Raw genomic sequence first — 14,755 nt, 5'->3', positions numbered from 1 at the left:
ATATTAGCTAACTATAAGCACTAATAATCCTACAGCAAATATACGGATAAATCCAGGTCCCGCAAAGTGAAGCGTACAGGAAGAATCCGAAAAAAAGGACAGGTAGTTCACAATACAAAAGGATGGACGTTGAAGGAGCGACAGCTTTACAAGTAAAAAGCCACCCCCCTTGTCTAAACAGTGGAGGTGGCTTATCTATAATGATCTAAGTCTTATATAAGAATTGCTGTTTAGAAGCCGGCAGCAGCCTTTTTAACAAGCTCAAGGCCCTGCGAAATAATCGAATCTGCTTCATGCGGCAATTGGTTATGGCCTTCAATGATCAACGTCTCGATATCCTGTACACCCCATTGACGGAGATTGCCCATTACGAAGTTGACGGCCATCTCTGCAGCAGCCATTGGTCCCTCGGAGTAGTTACCGCCGCGTGCATTCAAGATAACCACTTTTTTGCCGGTTACAAGGCCAACAACGCCTTCCGGTGTATATTTAAATGTTCTTCCTGCTTGGTTCAGGTAGTCGATATACGTATGCAGGACAGCAGGTACGGTCATGTTCCACAATGGAAAAGCGAACACGATCTTATCTGCAGCAAGGAACTGGTCTATATATTTAGTGACATTAGCAGCAGCCGCTTGTTCTTCAGGAGTAGCTTCGAATCCTTTGGCTGCTTTGAACATGCCATTGATAGCTGTGCTGTCATAATAAGGAAGGTTCTCGGCGAAGAGATCCAGCTCCGTGATTTGATCTTCTGGATGAGCTGCCTTGAAAGATTCCAAAAATTCATGATACATCTTCACGCTTACCGATTGCTCGATTGCTCTGTTGTTTGCTTTGATGAATAGTACATTAGACATGTATGAGAACTCCCCTTGTTGTGTAGTTTACTTTATAAATTATAGTATATTTCATTTCTATCGTTTGTCAACCGCGTTAGCCTGCACGATACGGATATCACCGGAGTATGCTTGCACTTGAATGGTATCGGTTGTTTCTTTCAACGACTCGGGCGCCGATATGGATCCGGTCCATGACTTAAGGTCATAGAAACCTCGGAATGACGGGTCGGGCTGAACTTTCACGTCGCCGGATCTGTTCAGAATATTAACGGAAGAGACGCCCAGCAGGCCTACATTCACATTGCCGGAAGTGACCTCAATGTCCGAAGGTCCTTCCAAATCTTTCATTACAACATTACCGGATAAGTTGATCAGCCGGGAAGAGGCTTTGATATCAGATCCACGAATATTACCCGAATATGTTTCAGCATTTAAATGCTCGGCTCGTATGTCGTTCATAGTAATGTTTCCTGACTTAGCGGAGATGGAAACCGACTTGGAGGATGCTCCGCTAACCTGGATGTTGTCAGATAACGTGGATAACTCGAGTTCGTCTAGCTTTGTCCCGGAAGGGAGGGCGATGGTAACTTTGCCCTTCGGGGAACGAAAGCCCACGCTCATAAACTGGATTGAATCAGGCAGTGTCAGATCTAAATTGATTTCACTTCCTGATGGACTAAAAGCTTGTAGAACCTCGACCTGCTTTGGTTGAAGTGTACCATCGATAGCAATATAACCTTCAGAATCGTTGCTGTCTTCAAAGGCGAAGTTCATTTTCGCATCACTGATTATTTTGATTTTTTTCAGGCTGTCCGCATCTTGGAGGCCCCATCTGTTCTGGTAGCTGATAAGATCTTCTCCGAATTTGAATTTGTTTGCTGCCATGCCGATAATTCCTATGAATATAAGTGCAATAGCCAAACTGAATAACCATTTCCGTTTCACTACGCTTCACGACCTTTCGCCATACGAGAATTCCATTTGGAGTATTTCGATGTTAATGATACTAATCCAACCAGAACGGATCGTGTGGCATACCCGAGGAAAATCCCGATTCCGATCAAGGAGATGGACAGGAACAGTTTGGCTGGATAAAACGTCCCGTTAACCAAATAATCAAGCAGTACAAGCACAGGGCTAAGGATCGTAACCAAGGATCCCAATGCAATGGCGACACCGCCTGACCATAGTGCAGCAAGAAAAGGAATAGCAACCAAGGCACAGAAGAACAATCCCGTTGCAATCGCATATTTGCCAAAGGCTGACGTCTTGTTCACGGCTGAGTGCGAAGGTGTTTCCATATCCACATACCGATCACCTAATGCTTCCTTGGCCATTTCAAAAGGATCACCCAGTTCCCGGGCAATTTCCTGCTCGGTACGCCCATTCTGGATGCCAATTTCAAAATGGGTCTCGACTTCCTCTATGAATTCTCGGCTTTCCTCCAGGGGAAGCACCGACAGACGTGATTCCAAAATAGCAATAAACTGTTTCTTATTCATACAAATCCCCTTCCTCAATCAGATTGGTTACGTTGCTCACAAAAGTTTGCCATTCCTTTACCATAGATCTCATATAAGTTACGCCGCTGTCAGTCAGCTTGTAATATTTACGAGGCGGGCCTTCATTCGATTCCTGAAGGTAGGTGGTGCAGTAACCTTCATTAACAAGCCGGCGAAGGAGGGGGTACAAAGCACCTTCGGCTACCTCGATGTGGCGGGATACCGCTTGAGCCAGCTCGTAGCCATATTGGTCCTTGCGATGGATTAACACCAATACGCATAGTTCCAGAACCCCTTTTTTAAATTGAATATTGACATTCATGCGGTAGTGCGCCTCCCTTCGTAGGTCCATCATTATGTGGTATCATCAAGTAGTAATTAATATTCAGTAGCTATCACGATAACTAAGATATCATTTAATACTGATCAATGCAAGGTACTGACTAAAGAATAATTAAAAATAAAAAAAGGGGTCGAATCATGGGAACCTTTGTATAAGGAAGGCGGTCTCGTTTAATCCTGAAAAAGCACGGTTAATAGAAGTTATCAGAACATAAGGACATTTTTCCCGAGTGAGGAAATGGAGGGATGTACGGTATGTCTATCGATCGGTTCATATTAAAGAAGTTATACGATTGCCAGGAGATTACGACGCGGAGAAATCTAGTGAAGTTGTTTCAGATTCGAATTCAAAGAGCGCAGCTGGCCGAAGAGCGCCATTATGGATTACAATAAAGTCTTGAATCAAAAAAAGGGCTACCCCTCTATTAAAAGAGAGATAGCGCAAGAGAATCGTTTTCGCTTTTGCTGTGAAGAATGGCCTCGGATCCCTCGATTTCAATGCTGATGAGGGAGTTGAGGCATTTTTGCAGCGCCTTTTTGCCTGTTTGAATTTTATTATCAAGCGCACTGGTTAGCAGTTTCAGTACCTTTTGCACCGGCTGTTTGCTGTCCGTTGTAAAGTAAACGGGGACCGGCTTGTTTTGGAACATAATTAGAGTTTTCATATCAATCACCTCACGAAAGATTTTTCATGATATTTGCATTATAAATTGCCAATCTTAAAATAACCTTAAATTCATAGAATTAATCAGCATACTTTTTATGAGCGTGACATTTTTGTGAACACTGGTATTTTACCCGCGATCAATGAGGATTTCCCCTATAATTAACACATAAATGGTTCTTCCGAATCAATGAATATGACTTGAAAATAGGAAATAGGAAATATGACACAAATTGACAGAACTGTCCCTAGGGTGATATTATTACAATAATGTAACTATTTTTTGCAACTATTGAAATAGGTGTTTAGGCATTGCATATGGAATAAACAGATAAGACATTACATTTGGGGAAAGGCGGTTGCCAGATGATACTCACCGTGATCAGCGGACGGAATGAAGATGATTGGTTTGATATCGACGTACCCGATGAATGCTCTGTTGAACGGCTGAATGAGCTGCTTGGACTGCGTCTTTTTCGTGAGCCTTCTGGGGAAGGTGTTCAATATATATTAGAAGCAAAATTTCCGGAAGGTTTGTGGTTTACCGTAAATGATCAGTCAAGCCTTGTTGAGGCCGGACTAAGAGAAGGTTCCTATATTCGTTTGCAGCGTGCATTCTCAACGACAACAGAAGAGGCTCCTGTCTATGGCAGAAGATTGTTGTTTCAAGAAAGTTAAAATTGGGTAAGTAACCCATTGGTTTTAACTGAAACAGCAATATACATAATACTACTTTTCAGATGCCCTGGATTAGGAGGAAGTATATATGAACGTGTTATATCAACGTTCTCCACGAATAAGACCGGCTTTGCCGAATGAAGAAATGGAGATTCTGAGACCTCCAACCGAGCCGAGCAAACCGTCGTTTTCAATGATTGCCATCATTATTCCGGTGATTATGACGGCAGTGACGATTGGTTTTTATATCTATATGAGCATGAGCGGAAAAATGGGGAGGGGCAACAATTTTTTCATTCTCTCCATCTTTATGATGCTGACATCCTATACATTGCCTTTCTTCATGTATCTGAGCAACAAGAAGACCTATGAGAAGAAAATGGCCGAACGAAATGAGAAGTATAGGGCGCAGCTGGATTTGCATCGTGAAGAGCTGAAGGAGCGACAGGAAGATCAGGTCCACATCCTGTTTGACATCCATGGTGATCCGAATGTGTGCTACAACATCGTAAAGAATCGGAGCAGCAATCTGTGGGAACGTTCTCCCGAAGATAAGGATTTTCTGGAAATCTCCGTGGGACATGGGCAAGTCCCCTTCCACATCAATGTAAAGCCTCCCCGTGCGGACGGATACGACAAGGACCCTCTGATTGAGGCAGCCGAACTGTTATCTTCCGAATTTCAGACTGTGGAAGACGCTTCGATCGCTTTGCCTCTATTCGAATCCAAAGTGATTGGCATAGTAGGCGGGAGAGAGAATGTGCTGAACATGCTGCGTGTCATGATGGCACAGACAACGGTTAGACATTCTCCTGACGAAGTAAAGATTGCTGCATTCTATGAAGAGAAGGAAGCAGGCGAGTGGCAATGGCTTCGCTGGCTTCCCCATGTATGGGATGATGATCGTTCCAGCCGTTATCTTGCTGATCGCAGGAGCCATGCTCATCAGCTTGCAGATGAAATATTTACCCATTTATACCGGCGTAAAAACAATCGCTCCGAGCATGGGAAGAAAACAATTGAAACGCCTGCTTATGTCGTGATTCTATCTGCTGCTCAATTAATCGAGGAAGAGCCGCTGCTGCCTCTCCTGCTGGAGGATGCCGAAGCGACCGATGCTGTCACGATCATTTTGTCAGACCGCAAGGAAAGCTTGCCGATGCATTGTCAGCTTATCATCGAGGTGGAGCGTGAACAGGCAGCGTACACGATTAAGAAGCCAGATGGTACTATCTCCAAGCAATCCCTCCAATCCCATCATATTAGCAGGGATCAGATTGAAGCGTTGGCACGGTATATGGCCCCCATCCGGCTGAAGCGTTCCTCCGCATCCGATATTCCGAGTGTGTTGGCACTCTTCGAAATGATGGATGTTCAAAGAATTGATGATTTAGATGTATACAGACGCTGGCAGCAAAATCGGTATCCGGAATCATTACCCGTACCCATGGGCGTTCGTGCAGGTGGTAAAAAGATTAATTTGAATCTTCATGATAAAATAGAACGTCAGGGTCATGGGCCTCACGGGTTGATTGCGGGAACAACGGGTTCCGGGAAAAGTGAGGTCATTCAATCGATTGTTGCCTCGCTGGCATCCGAATTTCACCCTCATGACCTGGCATTTATGCTTATTGACTACAAGGGCGGCGGCATGTCCAATACATTCGTAAACTTGCCGCACGTCGTAGGTACTATAACCAATCTGGATAATAATCTGATCGAGCGGGCCAAGGTATCACTGAAAGCGGAGCTTGTAAGACGCCAGAAAATACTTAACGATGCCGGGAATCTTCAGCATATCGATGAGTATTACAAACTCCTGCGTAACCGGCACGGAGAACCGCTTCCTCATTTGGTCATTATTATTGATGAATTTGCTCAGTTGAAGAAAGACCAGCCGGAATTCATGGATGAATTGATCAGCATTGCAGCCATCGGAAGGACGCTAGGCGTCCATTTGATTCTAGCAACGCAGAAGCCGGCAGGAGTTGTCGATGATAAGATTTGGAGTAACTCTCGCTTTCGAATCTGTCTGCGGGTACAAAGCGAAGGCGATAGCCGTGACATGTTGAAGATTCCGAATGCTGCCTGGATTAACAAGCCAGGTAGAGGCTACTTCCAGGTAGGCAGTGATGAAGTGTTTGAGGAGATGCAGTTTGCCTGGAGCGGTGCACCATACATCGAAGAGAAGGATACCCCTGGGGCAGTCGTTGTTCGCGAGCTGCGAATCAACGGGAAGACGGAGCCACTGCTTGCATCTACTCCTTCATTAGGGGCGCATCTTGAAGTGCCCAAGCAGCTGCAGGTGTTTATAGATCATTTAGCCGAGACAGCAAAGCAGCAAGGGATAGAGAGACTTCAAGGTCCATGGCTCCCGCCTCTTCCGGAGATGCTGGATCTGGACAGTGTACAGCCTGATCGCGAGCAGGGGATTCCAGGCTCCTTCGAGTCAACATTGATTTCCTATGTGGGAATGGTGGATGATCTGCCTAATCAGTGTCAAAGGCCGCTGATGCTTAATTTGGAACAAGGGCACTGGGCCGTGTATGGAATGCCTGGACTTGGCAAGACCACTTTTATTCAAACTATGCTGATGTCGTTGGTTAACCGGTATAATCCGGATCTATGGCATGGCTACATTGTGGACATGGGACGAATGATGCGTGACTTTGCCGGGCTGCCCCATATCGGGGGCGTCATGAATGCAGAGGAAGAGGATCGAATCAAGCGCTTGTTCCGCTTTCTGACCAAAACAGCGGCAATCCGCAAGGACATGATCGCTGAAGCTGGAGTTAAGACGGTTGCTTCCTACAGACGTGGTAGCAGCGAACCTGTGCCCCAATACGTTGTCATTATTGACGGTTATCTTAACTTCCGCAATACTTATCCGGATGAGAACGAAATTCTGGAATATCTGCTCCGTGAAGGCGGCAGTCTGGGAATAACGTTTATCATTACGGCGAATCGGATTTCGGATATGTTCGAGAAGGTACGAAGCAATATCTCACAGGCTGTTACGTTTGAGCTTGCTGATCCGGCAGATTATTATTATGCTGTTGGACGTCCTTCTAAAGCGCCGAGTCAGCTTCCTCCGGGAAGAGGACTGGTGAAGGGGCAGGTTCCTCCGCTTGAATTCCAGACAGCATTGCCTGCTCCAGGGCTGGAGGAGGGGGACCGTTCAGCTTCACTTCGCGAAAAGATTCGCGCTCATCATGAAGCTTGGCACGGTATAACAGCCCCTAGTATCGAATCACTGCCAGATAGAATACCGCTTCACGTATTGTTGGAGGTATCTAAGCCCCAATCCAATGATTCAGACAGAGCGAACTATGAGGTCCCTGTTGGCGTGATGACGGATGATCTGTCGCCTTTTTCCATTCATCTGGATGATGGGCCGCACTTCATTGTGGCGAGTCCAATGGAAGGCGGTAAAACTTCATTCCTCCTAAGCTGGATGTTATCGCTTGCCTACCACAATTCGACTGATCAGCTGGAGATTTACACGGTAGACACGCGTTATGGGAGCAGCGGTCTAAGTCGGATGAACCATCTCCCTCACGTTCGCGGACATGCCGAGAATGAGGAGGATTTGGCACCGCTGATTTCGACCCTTTATGAACGGGTTCAGGTTCGTACGAAGGATAATCAGGAACCGGCAATCCTGCTTATGATTGATGATGCCGATGTTTTAAGCAAGCAGCTTACGGATTTTACGGTTAAGGATCAGCTATCAGCGATTGTCAGACAAGGAAGGGACCGCGGGGTACATGTGGTTGTTGCCGGTGTACCGGCAGATTTCCCGACATTTGGCGTCGACTGGTTTACAGATATCAAGGCGGCACAGAACGGATTTTTATTTGGAACTTTGGACTCCAATGATTTATCGTTCTTCAGGATTCCTTTTTCTGAATCTTCCAATAGTCCAGGATGCCTAAAAATCCTTCCTCCGGGACAAGGGTACTACGTGAAACGTAAATTTTCCAGAATAAAAGGCGCAGTTCCGTTTGACGATGAGTGGAATGCCCAGAAATGGGTCACAGAAATTCGCGACCGATGGCATGTTGTAGTTTGAGGGGAGGTGGCTCATAATGTTGACAATTCATGCTTCCAAACAAGAGACGATCACACTAGATGACAAGGAATTTTTCTTCTTGGCTGGAATTATCGGATCGGACCGATTACTTGGTGTGGAAGATCCTTTCGCCGGTTATTTAACTGAAGAAATCGCAGTTGAATGGGAGAAAGCCAAGCAATCACTCCTAAGCAAGCAATATTTGATTCAAGAGGATGGCGGGGAATTGTCGATTCCACCCGAAGTCTTCTCAAGAGTAGCTATTGCTGGACTGGCGGAGCGTGCGTGCTGGTTGAAGTATGAGAATCAGGATACTGCGTTTGAAGGATATTTGCATGTAACCGATGAACGGGTTATCCAAGTGCGCAGAAGCGGCGAAGGCAACCGGCGTTATCTGCTTAATGAACTTGGTACGATTGAAGAAACCTGTGATCAGCTCGTTGAAGATCTTGCTCTTAGCGAGCACAACTGGGGGGACATACCGGCTTTATTGCTAAGCCGGAAGGAGTTTGGAGATATTTACACTTCAGCTTCCCAACAGAATAGCGGGGATATCAGTGATCGCCTGGCCAGGTTAACAGATGATGCGGAAGGTTCAATCGCGTTAGCAAAATGTATGAAAAACAAGGTATCTTCGGGGGAACTCCAGCTGTCGATTTGGAACGGAACCAGCTGGGAAAGTCAAAATGCAGCATTTATAGTGAACGAGTCCATGAACTGGCTGCTGCGTATGAGCCTGGAGGGAGACCAGGACTGGTTAACAGCAGCACCAGCGACCAAAGAGCAGTTTCGGCATATGCTTCTCATGTGGCTGAAACAGTAACAGAGCCTGTATGAAAGGTGAGGACCAATGCGTATTTCTGTCGAGCCGGAGTCTCTCCGGACGTTAAGCCGTCAGCTGCAGCACAGTAGCGAAGAATATTTAGCGATAACGAGAACGCTCGATCAAGCGATGAATTCACTCGTTTGGGAGACGTCTCTGAAAGCGGCGGTTATTGATGAATGGCAGTCCGCCCGGAGTTTGGGAGAGCATCTGGGAGCTCTTCTTGCTCAATTGGGCAAGCATCTTCAAAGCAAAGCCGATCAATTTCAAGAAACGGATCATCAGTACCATACGATTTTGGAACACGCTATGATAAGCACTGTATCACCGACAGCACTGTTTGCAGCCTCTGGAATGGATAGTCGAGCGATATTGCCAGAATACGGTAATAACTCTACCGTGATATCCAACCCGAGCTCGGCAGCCGCTGCCGTGGGTATGACTAGTGGAGACAATGGGGATTCAGCCAAACAAGCCGCGTTAGCCGGGCAGAGTTGGACCTTTACAGACCCGTCTTCATTTGAAATTGCCAACTAATTCCCTACCTGAAAATGGGATTAAGGGTATGGAAAATGTTTCAAATTGGGACGTATTGGGTAACTGGAAATTAGGTCTGAGGACATTTTGATTAAGGAAAGCGCTTAGGCTAAGATTTCAAGTGTCACCAGAAAACGATTTCGAGGAGGTTACATAAATGGCAGGACGTATTTTAATTACGCCGGAACAAGTTGAGCAAGTCGCAAATCAATTTAAGCAAAGCGGTGATCAAAGTCAGCAAATCGTAAACAGTCTGACTCAATCGATCAACGGAATGGAAGGTCAATGGGATGGTATGACAAAGCAGCGCTTTTTCCAGGAATTCCAGGAAGCAAGCCGCTTGATGAACTCCTTCGTTCAAACGCTTGACAGCATTAGTAATGAGCTGAAAGCGATCGCTCAGAAATTCCGTATGGCTGACGAATCCCGTTAATAGCTACTTACGGTTTCAAGATCGCTTTATAATAGTTTAATAGTCATAGTAAACCGGGTGTGAGACAACCCGGTTTTCTTGCAATTTTAGATGAGTAGCGTATGATTTGATATGAATGAGTTTTGGAGTTAGGTAACGGAGTTAAGGAAGGGTGATGTTCATGACATTTCAGCCAAACCCGGGCGATGGGATCGTTATTAATGGAAAGTCTTATACAGTAGGACAGCATCCCGCAGCACCAGGCGTTGCCTATGCCCAGGCAGGAAGGCAAGGGATCGTCTATCAGCTGATTCCTGTGGATGGGCAGCTGCATGAAGCTAAGGCACTCAAAGTGTTTTTTCCTAAATTTAGAATTCCGGCAATGGTTTATCAATCTGAGCATATGGGGAATTATCGCGAAATACCGGGTTTGCAGGTAAGCAGTCGTGAGGTGCTCACTCCCGAAAGAAACGGAGATCTGATAGCGGAATATCCGGATTTACTATACGCGGTCATCATGCCATGGATTCATGGTTGTACTTGGTTCGATGTAATTAGTGATCAGCGTAATCTGGGGCGTTCTGAAAGCCTGATGCTTGCCAAAGCATTGGCAGCCATCGGCTCAAGCATGGAGCAGCGCGGATTAGCGCATTGTGATCTGTCTGCGCCCAATGTCATGCTTCCGTTTTTTTCGGAAGTGAAGCTGCCGGAAGGCGCGGCTGCTGTGGAGCTTGTCGATGTGGAGCAGATGTACAGCCCCAAAATGGATCGGCCGGATGTTCTTCTCGCCGGTTCGCCAGGCTATGCAGCCCATCGAACGGTCCATAGCGGATTATGGAGCGCATATGCCGACCGGTTTGCCGGTGCCGTCATTATTGCCGAAATGCTGGGATGGAGCGATCCAGCTATCGTTAATCGAGCTTGGGGAGAAAGTTATTTCGATCAGCATGAAATGCAGACTCCGTGCGAGCGTTATTTTCTGTTGAAGAAGTCTTTGGGCCAGAAATGGGATGCAAAGATTTCGGATTTATTCGGCCGAGCTTGGGATAGTCAGGATCTGAGCAGTTGTCCCACTTTTGGTGAGTGGCTGATTGCACTTTCTTCCTTAAGTGAGGAAGAAGTGGTGGTTGAAGAAGTTCCAGCCATTAACAGTTCCGAGCCTCAGGCTGACGAATCCAAGCATAGCCATGGGAAGCAGGCAGAAGAAGCGAAAGCAGAGATGATTAGAGCATTTGGATTGGAGCCTGCCTCCAGAGAAGTTAATGATAATGTGGTTGGACGCTTATTTCATCAAGCACGTGACCTGGAGAAGGCAGGTAATCTTTCAGGTGCGCTGGAAATATTTCGTTCTGCGTATCATTTTGTCAAAAAGGACAGCCCGCTTGAGGTTGAGCTTGCGGCCGCAATACAGGGATTGGAGGAGCAGCTGCGTCCAGATGAAGACTCTTCGAGCAAAGGTATTAAAGCATTGCTGTTATCCCGTAAATTTATGTTGTCGGCTGCTGCCGCTATCATGATATTGGCAGGGTCCGCCATTACTGTGAATCAGATCTTGGCTGAAAAAGCCGAGAGTCGCCAGTTGGATGCCCAGCGCTTAGCGGAAGAACAGGCACAGGAAGCGCGCAGAATCGAGGAAGCGCAACGCAAACAGCAGGAAGAGGCTGCGAGGAAAGAAGCGGAGGCCAAGAAAGCCGAAGAAGAACGCTTGCAGGCGGAAGCAGCCAAGAAGGCTGAAGAAGCGGAGTTGGCACGAAAGGAACAGGAAAAAGCGGAGCTCCAAGCCAAATATGAGAAACAGGCCAAATATGATGCTTATCTTGCATCCCTTGAAGAGAAGAAGAAAAAGCAGGCTTTGCAAGAGAAATATGATAATCAGGCAAAGTACGAAGCCTACTTAGCTCAGCAAGAAGAGAAGAAGAAGCGCGCGGCTCAGGAAGCGGAAGCTGCCAGAGTTGCAGCCGCCAAAGCGGAAGCAGAGCGCAAGGCGAAGGAGAAAGCGAAGGCAGCCGAGGAAGCGCGCGCGGCGAAGATTCAACAGCAGCGCTCTCAGAACGTAATTGAACTGGTTGCCTTATATAACAAAGCATATAATTCCCAGGTGGCCGGGAACAAAGACCGAGCTACGAATGCAGCACGCGAATTTATTGCGTTGTACAACAAGGATCAGGCCTATTACAAAACCGTTGGTAAAATGAGCAGTCGCCGCAACAACCTGCAGCACTTCATAAGTGACAACAACCACTGGATACCAAAACTGTAACAAAGTAAAGATAACGAGAATGCAGGGGTGAATGTTACTCACGATGAACTATACCATTCAAGCATCACAGCGCACGCCAGCGCTTATTATATACCTGATCGATATCAGCGCTTCCATGAATATGCTGATGGAGAATCGCAGGCGGATCGATGTTGTATACGAGGCACTGTCTTTGGCGATAAGACAAATGGTTTTCCGATCTACCAAGGGGAATCGATTGACCCCCAGGTATCGGATTGCGATACTCGCTTATAGCGATGATGTCTATGATTTATTAAACGGTATCAAAGGGATAGATGAAATAGCTGCGATCGGTTCACTTCCTGATCTAACGCCTAAGCGATTCTCTGATTCGGCTAAAGCGTTCCTGCAGGCCGAGAAAATTCTGCAATCGGAGATACCAAATATGCAGGATTGCCCTGCACCGCTTGTATGTCATATGACGGATGGCGTGGCAACAGGAGATGATCCGGAGCCGATTGCCCGCCGAATCATGAGCATGAGCGTACCGGACGGCAACGTCCTTGTGGAGAATATTTTTATATCGGATCATTTGATGAGCCAACCGATATCGGAGCCGCGTCGTTGGAAGGGAATATTACCTGATTCTTCGCTAGAAGATGAGCATGCTCGGAAGCTGAAGATGATGTCCTCGGTTCTGCCAGAAAGCTATCGTGAAATGCTGGTTGAAGCGGACTATCAACTGAGTCCCGGGGCCTTAATGATGCTGCCAGGCACATGCTCGGAACTGGTGTCCATTGGGTTTCAAATGTCAGCGGCTACTCCGGTAAGGTAAGAGGTCAGGATGAAACGATCATATGCTAGAAGCATAGCGTCTTTGGGAATTGGCAGGAGAGAGGCGCAAGCTGCCTCCTATTATTACGAAAGCAAACAGACCGGGGAAGAACCGCTTACAAGGATTACAGATTCTTTCACATGTCGTTATGCCTATGGCAGAGCAGCTGAGTCAGTCATGCTCTCCGAGAGGGGTCAAGATTACCTTGCCCTAAGGGTAAATGAAGATGTGTGCCATTTTGTATTGTGCGATGGAGTCGGATTGAGTTACCGCGGCGATGTGGCCTCGCGTTTGCTGGGTCAGGGGTTAATGAACTGGCTGGAGACAAACGTAGAGTTTACTTCCACATCACTTGAACGAAGGCTGATGGAATTGACTCATGAAGCAGAGAGAAAAGTGGATGCTCTTTCGTTGAGTTCGGAAACGCCGCAGCTCCTACGTGAAGTTCTGGAGGAGAAGCAGCGTAAGGGCAGCGAAGCTATGTATATATGCGGACGTATAGAGCTGCCATCAGGATTTCGACGAAAGGGGAGAATATGGCTGGCCTGGCAGGGCGATTCCAGAGTGCGATTATGGCGTCAGCACAAGGAGATCACCTCGCTGCTCGGCGACCGGTTTCGCACGGCAGAACGATGGTCCTCAAGGCAAGGACCGATTGGGGGCAGCCCTCATGTATTCTCCTGTAAACTGGACTCCGATATCGATTATCGGCTTCAGTTATATAGTGATGGGCTCCTTGATCTGGACTCCATGAAAGATCCGGTCCCTGATGAACAAGTGCAAGTATTAATGAATGCCCGTCATACAGGCGGGTTGGAAGATGATGCCTCTTTTCTTGAGATTATGTGGTAGCTTTAAGCAGTGCATTGTGCTTATCTTCAATGCGGCTGGGCCTTCGGCCCGGCTTTTTTTGTATCTGCAATTAGAAAATAATTAGATTGTTGATTATAAAACAGCTCCTTTTGGGTAATCTTGTGACAGATGAAGGTATATATCGGATTATGATAAGAAGGAGTGAGTTGGATATGAACATGAACGGAGCACATGGACGTTTTTATGGAAAAACGGCTGTCATTACGGGAGCTGGGTCAGGCATCGGGAAGGCAGCCGCTGTTCAGCTGGCTAAGGAAGGCGCGAATGTCGCCTTATTCGATCTCTTGGATGACCGTACGAATGAAGTAGAAGCGGAAATCAATTCCATTCGAGATGGTTCTGCCAGAGCTTTTGATGTAGATACAACAGATCCGGCACGGGTCGAGAAAGCGATCCTGGAAACGGTAGAGATTTTTGGTGGCATCGATATTGTTTTTGCGAACGCAGGAATCAACGGCGTGTTGGCACCGATTGATGATATGAAACTGGAGGACTGGAATAAAACGCTGAATGTGAACCTGAATGGTACCTTTTTAACCGTCAAGTTTGCGCTTCCTCACCTTAAAAAACGGGGACAAGGGAGCATCATCATTACCAGCTCGGTAAATGGCACCAGAACTTTCTCGAATTTCGGGATGAGCGCTTACAGCACAACGAAGGCAGGGCAGGTGGCTTTCGCGAAGATGGCTGCACTGGAGCTCGCCCAATTCAAGATCAGAGTCAACGTAATCTGTCCGGGAGCGATATCCACCAATATTGATCAAAGCACGAAGAAACAGGGAGATCTCGAGGAAATTGCAATACCTGTGGAATATCCGGAGGGCAGCCAGCCGCTGTCTGACGGACCAGGAACGCCTGAGGAGGTTGCGGATTTGGTAGCTTTTCTCGCTTCCGACCAGTCGAAGCATATTACCGGGGCGCAAATTTTCATTGATGGGGCAGAATCACTTTTATAAA

General features: G+C 46.9%; 15 protein-coding genes. 10 read left to right on the top strand and 5 right to left on the bottom strand.

Translation table 11 applies throughout. The annotated features are described in order from the left end of the window. Nucleotides 1–230: 230 nt before the first annotated feature. Genes ABEQ74_RS04365 through ABEQ74_RS04350 form a run of 4 tightly spaced genes read right to left on the bottom strand, consistent with a single transcriptional unit; the run spans nucleotide 231 to nucleotide 2,663 of the window. Nucleotides 231–857, bottom strand: a complete 627-nt coding sequence (locus ABEQ74_RS04365; RefSeq protein WP_430119835.1) for an FMN-dependent NADH-azoreductase — start codon at nucleotides 855–857, stop codon at nucleotides 231–233. 57 nt (nucleotides 858–914) lie between these two features. Further along, a complete protein-coding gene (locus tag ABEQ74_RS04360; protein ID WP_430119833.1) occupies nucleotides 915–1,724 on the bottom strand; it encodes a DUF4097 family beta strand repeat-containing protein in 810 nt (269 codons plus the stop codon). Nucleotides 1,725–1,783: 59 nt separating this feature from the next. Next, nucleotides 1,784–2,341 carry a DUF1700 domain-containing protein gene (locus ABEQ74_RS04355; protein ID WP_430119831.1) on the bottom strand — a complete coding sequence of 186 codons (558 nt, stop codon included), beginning with the start codon at nucleotides 2,339–2,341 and terminating at the stop codon, nucleotides 1,784–1,786. Then, a complete protein-coding gene (locus tag ABEQ74_RS04350; protein ID WP_430119829.1) occupies nucleotides 2,334–2,663 on the bottom strand; it encodes a PadR family transcriptional regulator in 330 nt (109 codons plus the stop codon). The genes ABEQ74_RS04355 and ABEQ74_RS04350 overlap by 8 nt, the downstream gene beginning before the upstream one ends. A gap of 275 nt (nucleotides 2,664–2,938) precedes the next feature. Here ABEQ74_RS04350 and ABEQ74_RS04345 point away from each other — a divergent pair, with 275 nt between their 5' ends. After that, on the top strand, nucleotides 2,939–3,076 hold the full coding sequence (locus tag ABEQ74_RS04345) for a hypothetical protein (RefSeq protein ID WP_430119827.1): 138 nt from the start codon (nucleotides 2,939–2,941) through the stop codon (nucleotides 3,074–3,076). A gap of 32 nt (nucleotides 3,077–3,108) precedes the next feature. Here the strand turns inward: ABEQ74_RS04345 and ABEQ74_RS04340 are convergent, their stop codons facing one another. Continuing rightward, complete coding sequence (locus tag ABEQ74_RS04340) at nucleotides 3,109–3,348, bottom strand: hypothetical protein (protein ID WP_053492736.1); 240 nt, start codon at nucleotides 3,346–3,348, stop codon at nucleotides 3,109–3,111. 365 nt (nucleotides 3,349–3,713) lie between these two features. Between ABEQ74_RS04340 and ABEQ74_RS04335 the strand changes: the two genes are divergently transcribed. The 9 genes from ABEQ74_RS04335 (at nucleotide 3,714) to ABEQ74_RS04295 (ending at nucleotide 14,754) form a co-directional block, all read left to right on the top strand. Further along, a complete protein-coding gene (locus ABEQ74_RS04335) occupies nucleotides 3,714–4,025 on the top strand; it encodes a hypothetical protein (protein ID WP_430119825.1) in 312 nt (103 codons plus the stop codon). 88 nt (nucleotides 4,026–4,113) lie between these two features. Further along, entirely contained in the window at nucleotides 4,114–8,097 is a 3,984-nt protein-coding gene (essC, locus tag ABEQ74_RS04330; protein ID WP_430119823.1) for a type VII secretion protein EssC, read from the top strand. A gap of 16 nt (nucleotides 8,098–8,113) precedes the next feature. Further along, nucleotides 8,114–8,920 carry a hypothetical protein gene (locus ABEQ74_RS04325; protein WP_430119821.1) on the top strand — a complete coding sequence of 269 codons (807 nt, stop codon included), beginning with the start codon at nucleotides 8,114–8,116 and terminating at the stop codon, nucleotides 8,918–8,920. A gap of 27 nt (nucleotides 8,921–8,947) precedes the next feature. Then, a complete protein-coding gene (locus ABEQ74_RS04320; protein WP_053492740.1) occupies nucleotides 8,948–9,457 on the top strand; it encodes a WXG100 family type VII secretion target in 510 nt (169 codons plus the stop codon). Nucleotides 9,458–9,614: 157 nt separating this feature from the next. Then, a complete protein-coding gene (locus tag ABEQ74_RS04315) occupies nucleotides 9,615–9,890 on the top strand; it encodes a WXG100 family type VII secretion target (RefSeq protein WP_006211202.1) in 276 nt (91 codons plus the stop codon). Nucleotides 9,891–10,050: 160 nt separating this feature from the next. Then, complete coding sequence (locus ABEQ74_RS04310) at nucleotides 10,051–12,129, top strand: hypothetical protein (protein ID WP_430119819.1); 2,079 nt, start codon at nucleotides 10,051–10,053, stop codon at nucleotides 12,127–12,129. 43 nt (nucleotides 12,130–12,172) lie between these two features. Beyond that, complete coding sequence (locus ABEQ74_RS04305) at nucleotides 12,173–12,925, top strand: vWA domain-containing protein (protein ID WP_430119817.1); 753 nt, start codon at nucleotides 12,173–12,175, stop codon at nucleotides 12,923–12,925. Nucleotides 12,926–12,934: 9 nt separating this feature from the next. Next, entirely contained in the window at nucleotides 12,935–13,777 is an 843-nt protein-coding gene (locus tag ABEQ74_RS04300) for a hypothetical protein (RefSeq protein ID WP_430119815.1), read from the top strand. A 179-nt stretch (nucleotides 13,778–13,956) separates the two neighbouring features. Then, complete coding sequence (locus ABEQ74_RS04295) at nucleotides 13,957–14,754, top strand: SDR family oxidoreductase (RefSeq protein ID WP_430120914.1); 798 nt, start codon at nucleotides 13,957–13,959, stop codon at nucleotides 14,752–14,754. Nucleotide 14,755 lies beyond the last annotated feature (1 nt).

The sequence above is a fragment of the Paenibacillus solani genome, assembly GCF_050475945.1.
Lineage (GTDB): Bacteria > Bacillota > Bacilli > Paenibacillales > Paenibacillaceae > Paenibacillus_AQ > Paenibacillus_AQ solani_A.
Note: the sequence above shows the minus strand (reverse complement) of the source record. Positions and strands in the feature narration are given on the sequence as shown.

What these genes read in the sequence shown, in the direction of transcription:
- ABEQ74_RS04315 (WP_006211202.1), top strand. Translation starts at nt 9,615, where the DNA reads ATGGCAGGACGTATTTTAATTACGCCGGAACAAGTTGAGCAAGTCGCA.
- ABEQ74_RS04345 (WP_430119827.1), top strand. Translation starts at nt 2,939, where the DNA reads ATGTCTATCGATCGGTTCATATTAAAGAAGTTATACGATTGCCAGGAG.
- essC (WP_430119823.1), top strand. Translation starts at nt 4,114, where the DNA reads ATGAACGTGTTATATCAACGTTCTCCACGAATAAGACCGGCTTTGCCG.
- ABEQ74_RS04355 (WP_430119831.1), bottom strand. Translation starts at nt 2,341, where the DNA reads ATGAATAAGAAACAGTTTATTGCTATTTTGGAATCACGTCTGTCGGTG.
- ABEQ74_RS04300 (WP_430119815.1), top strand. Translation starts at nt 12,935, where the DNA reads ATGAAACGATCATATGCTAGAAGCATAGCGTCTTTGGGAATTGGCAGG.
- ABEQ74_RS04325 (WP_430119821.1), top strand. Translation starts at nt 8,114, where the DNA reads ATGTTGACAATTCATGCTTCCAAACAAGAGACGATCACACTAGATGAC.
- ABEQ74_RS04305 (WP_430119817.1), top strand. Translation starts at nt 12,173, where the DNA reads ATGAACTATACCATTCAAGCATCACAGCGCACGCCAGCGCTTATTATA.
- ABEQ74_RS04295 (WP_430120914.1), top strand. Translation starts at nt 13,957, where the DNA reads ATGAACGGAGCACATGGACGTTTTTATGGAAAAACGGCTGTCATTACG.
- ABEQ74_RS04365 (WP_430119835.1), bottom strand. Translation starts at nt 857, where the DNA reads ATGTCTAATGTACTATTCATCAAAGCAAACAACAGAGCAATCGAGCAA.
- ABEQ74_RS04320 (WP_053492740.1), top strand. Translation starts at nt 8,948, where the DNA reads ATGCGTATTTCTGTCGAGCCGGAGTCTCTCCGGACGTTAAGCCGTCAG.
- ABEQ74_RS04360 (WP_430119833.1), bottom strand. Translation starts at nt 1,724, where the DNA reads ATGGCAGCAAACAAATTCAAATTCGGAGAAGATCTTATCAGCTACCAG.
- ABEQ74_RS04335 (WP_430119825.1), top strand. Translation starts at nt 3,714, where the DNA reads ATGATACTCACCGTGATCAGCGGACGGAATGAAGATGATTGGTTTGAT.
- ABEQ74_RS04340 (WP_053492736.1), bottom strand. Translation starts at nt 3,348, where the DNA reads ATGAAAACTCTAATTATGTTCCAAAACAAGCCGGTCCCCGTTTACTTT.
- ABEQ74_RS04310 (WP_430119819.1), top strand. Translation starts at nt 10,051, where the DNA reads ATGACATTTCAGCCAAACCCGGGCGATGGGATCGTTATTAATGGAAAG.
- ABEQ74_RS04350 (WP_430119829.1), bottom strand. Translation starts at nt 2,663, where the DNA reads ATGAATGTCAATATTCAATTTAAAAAAGGGGTTCTGGAACTATGCGTA.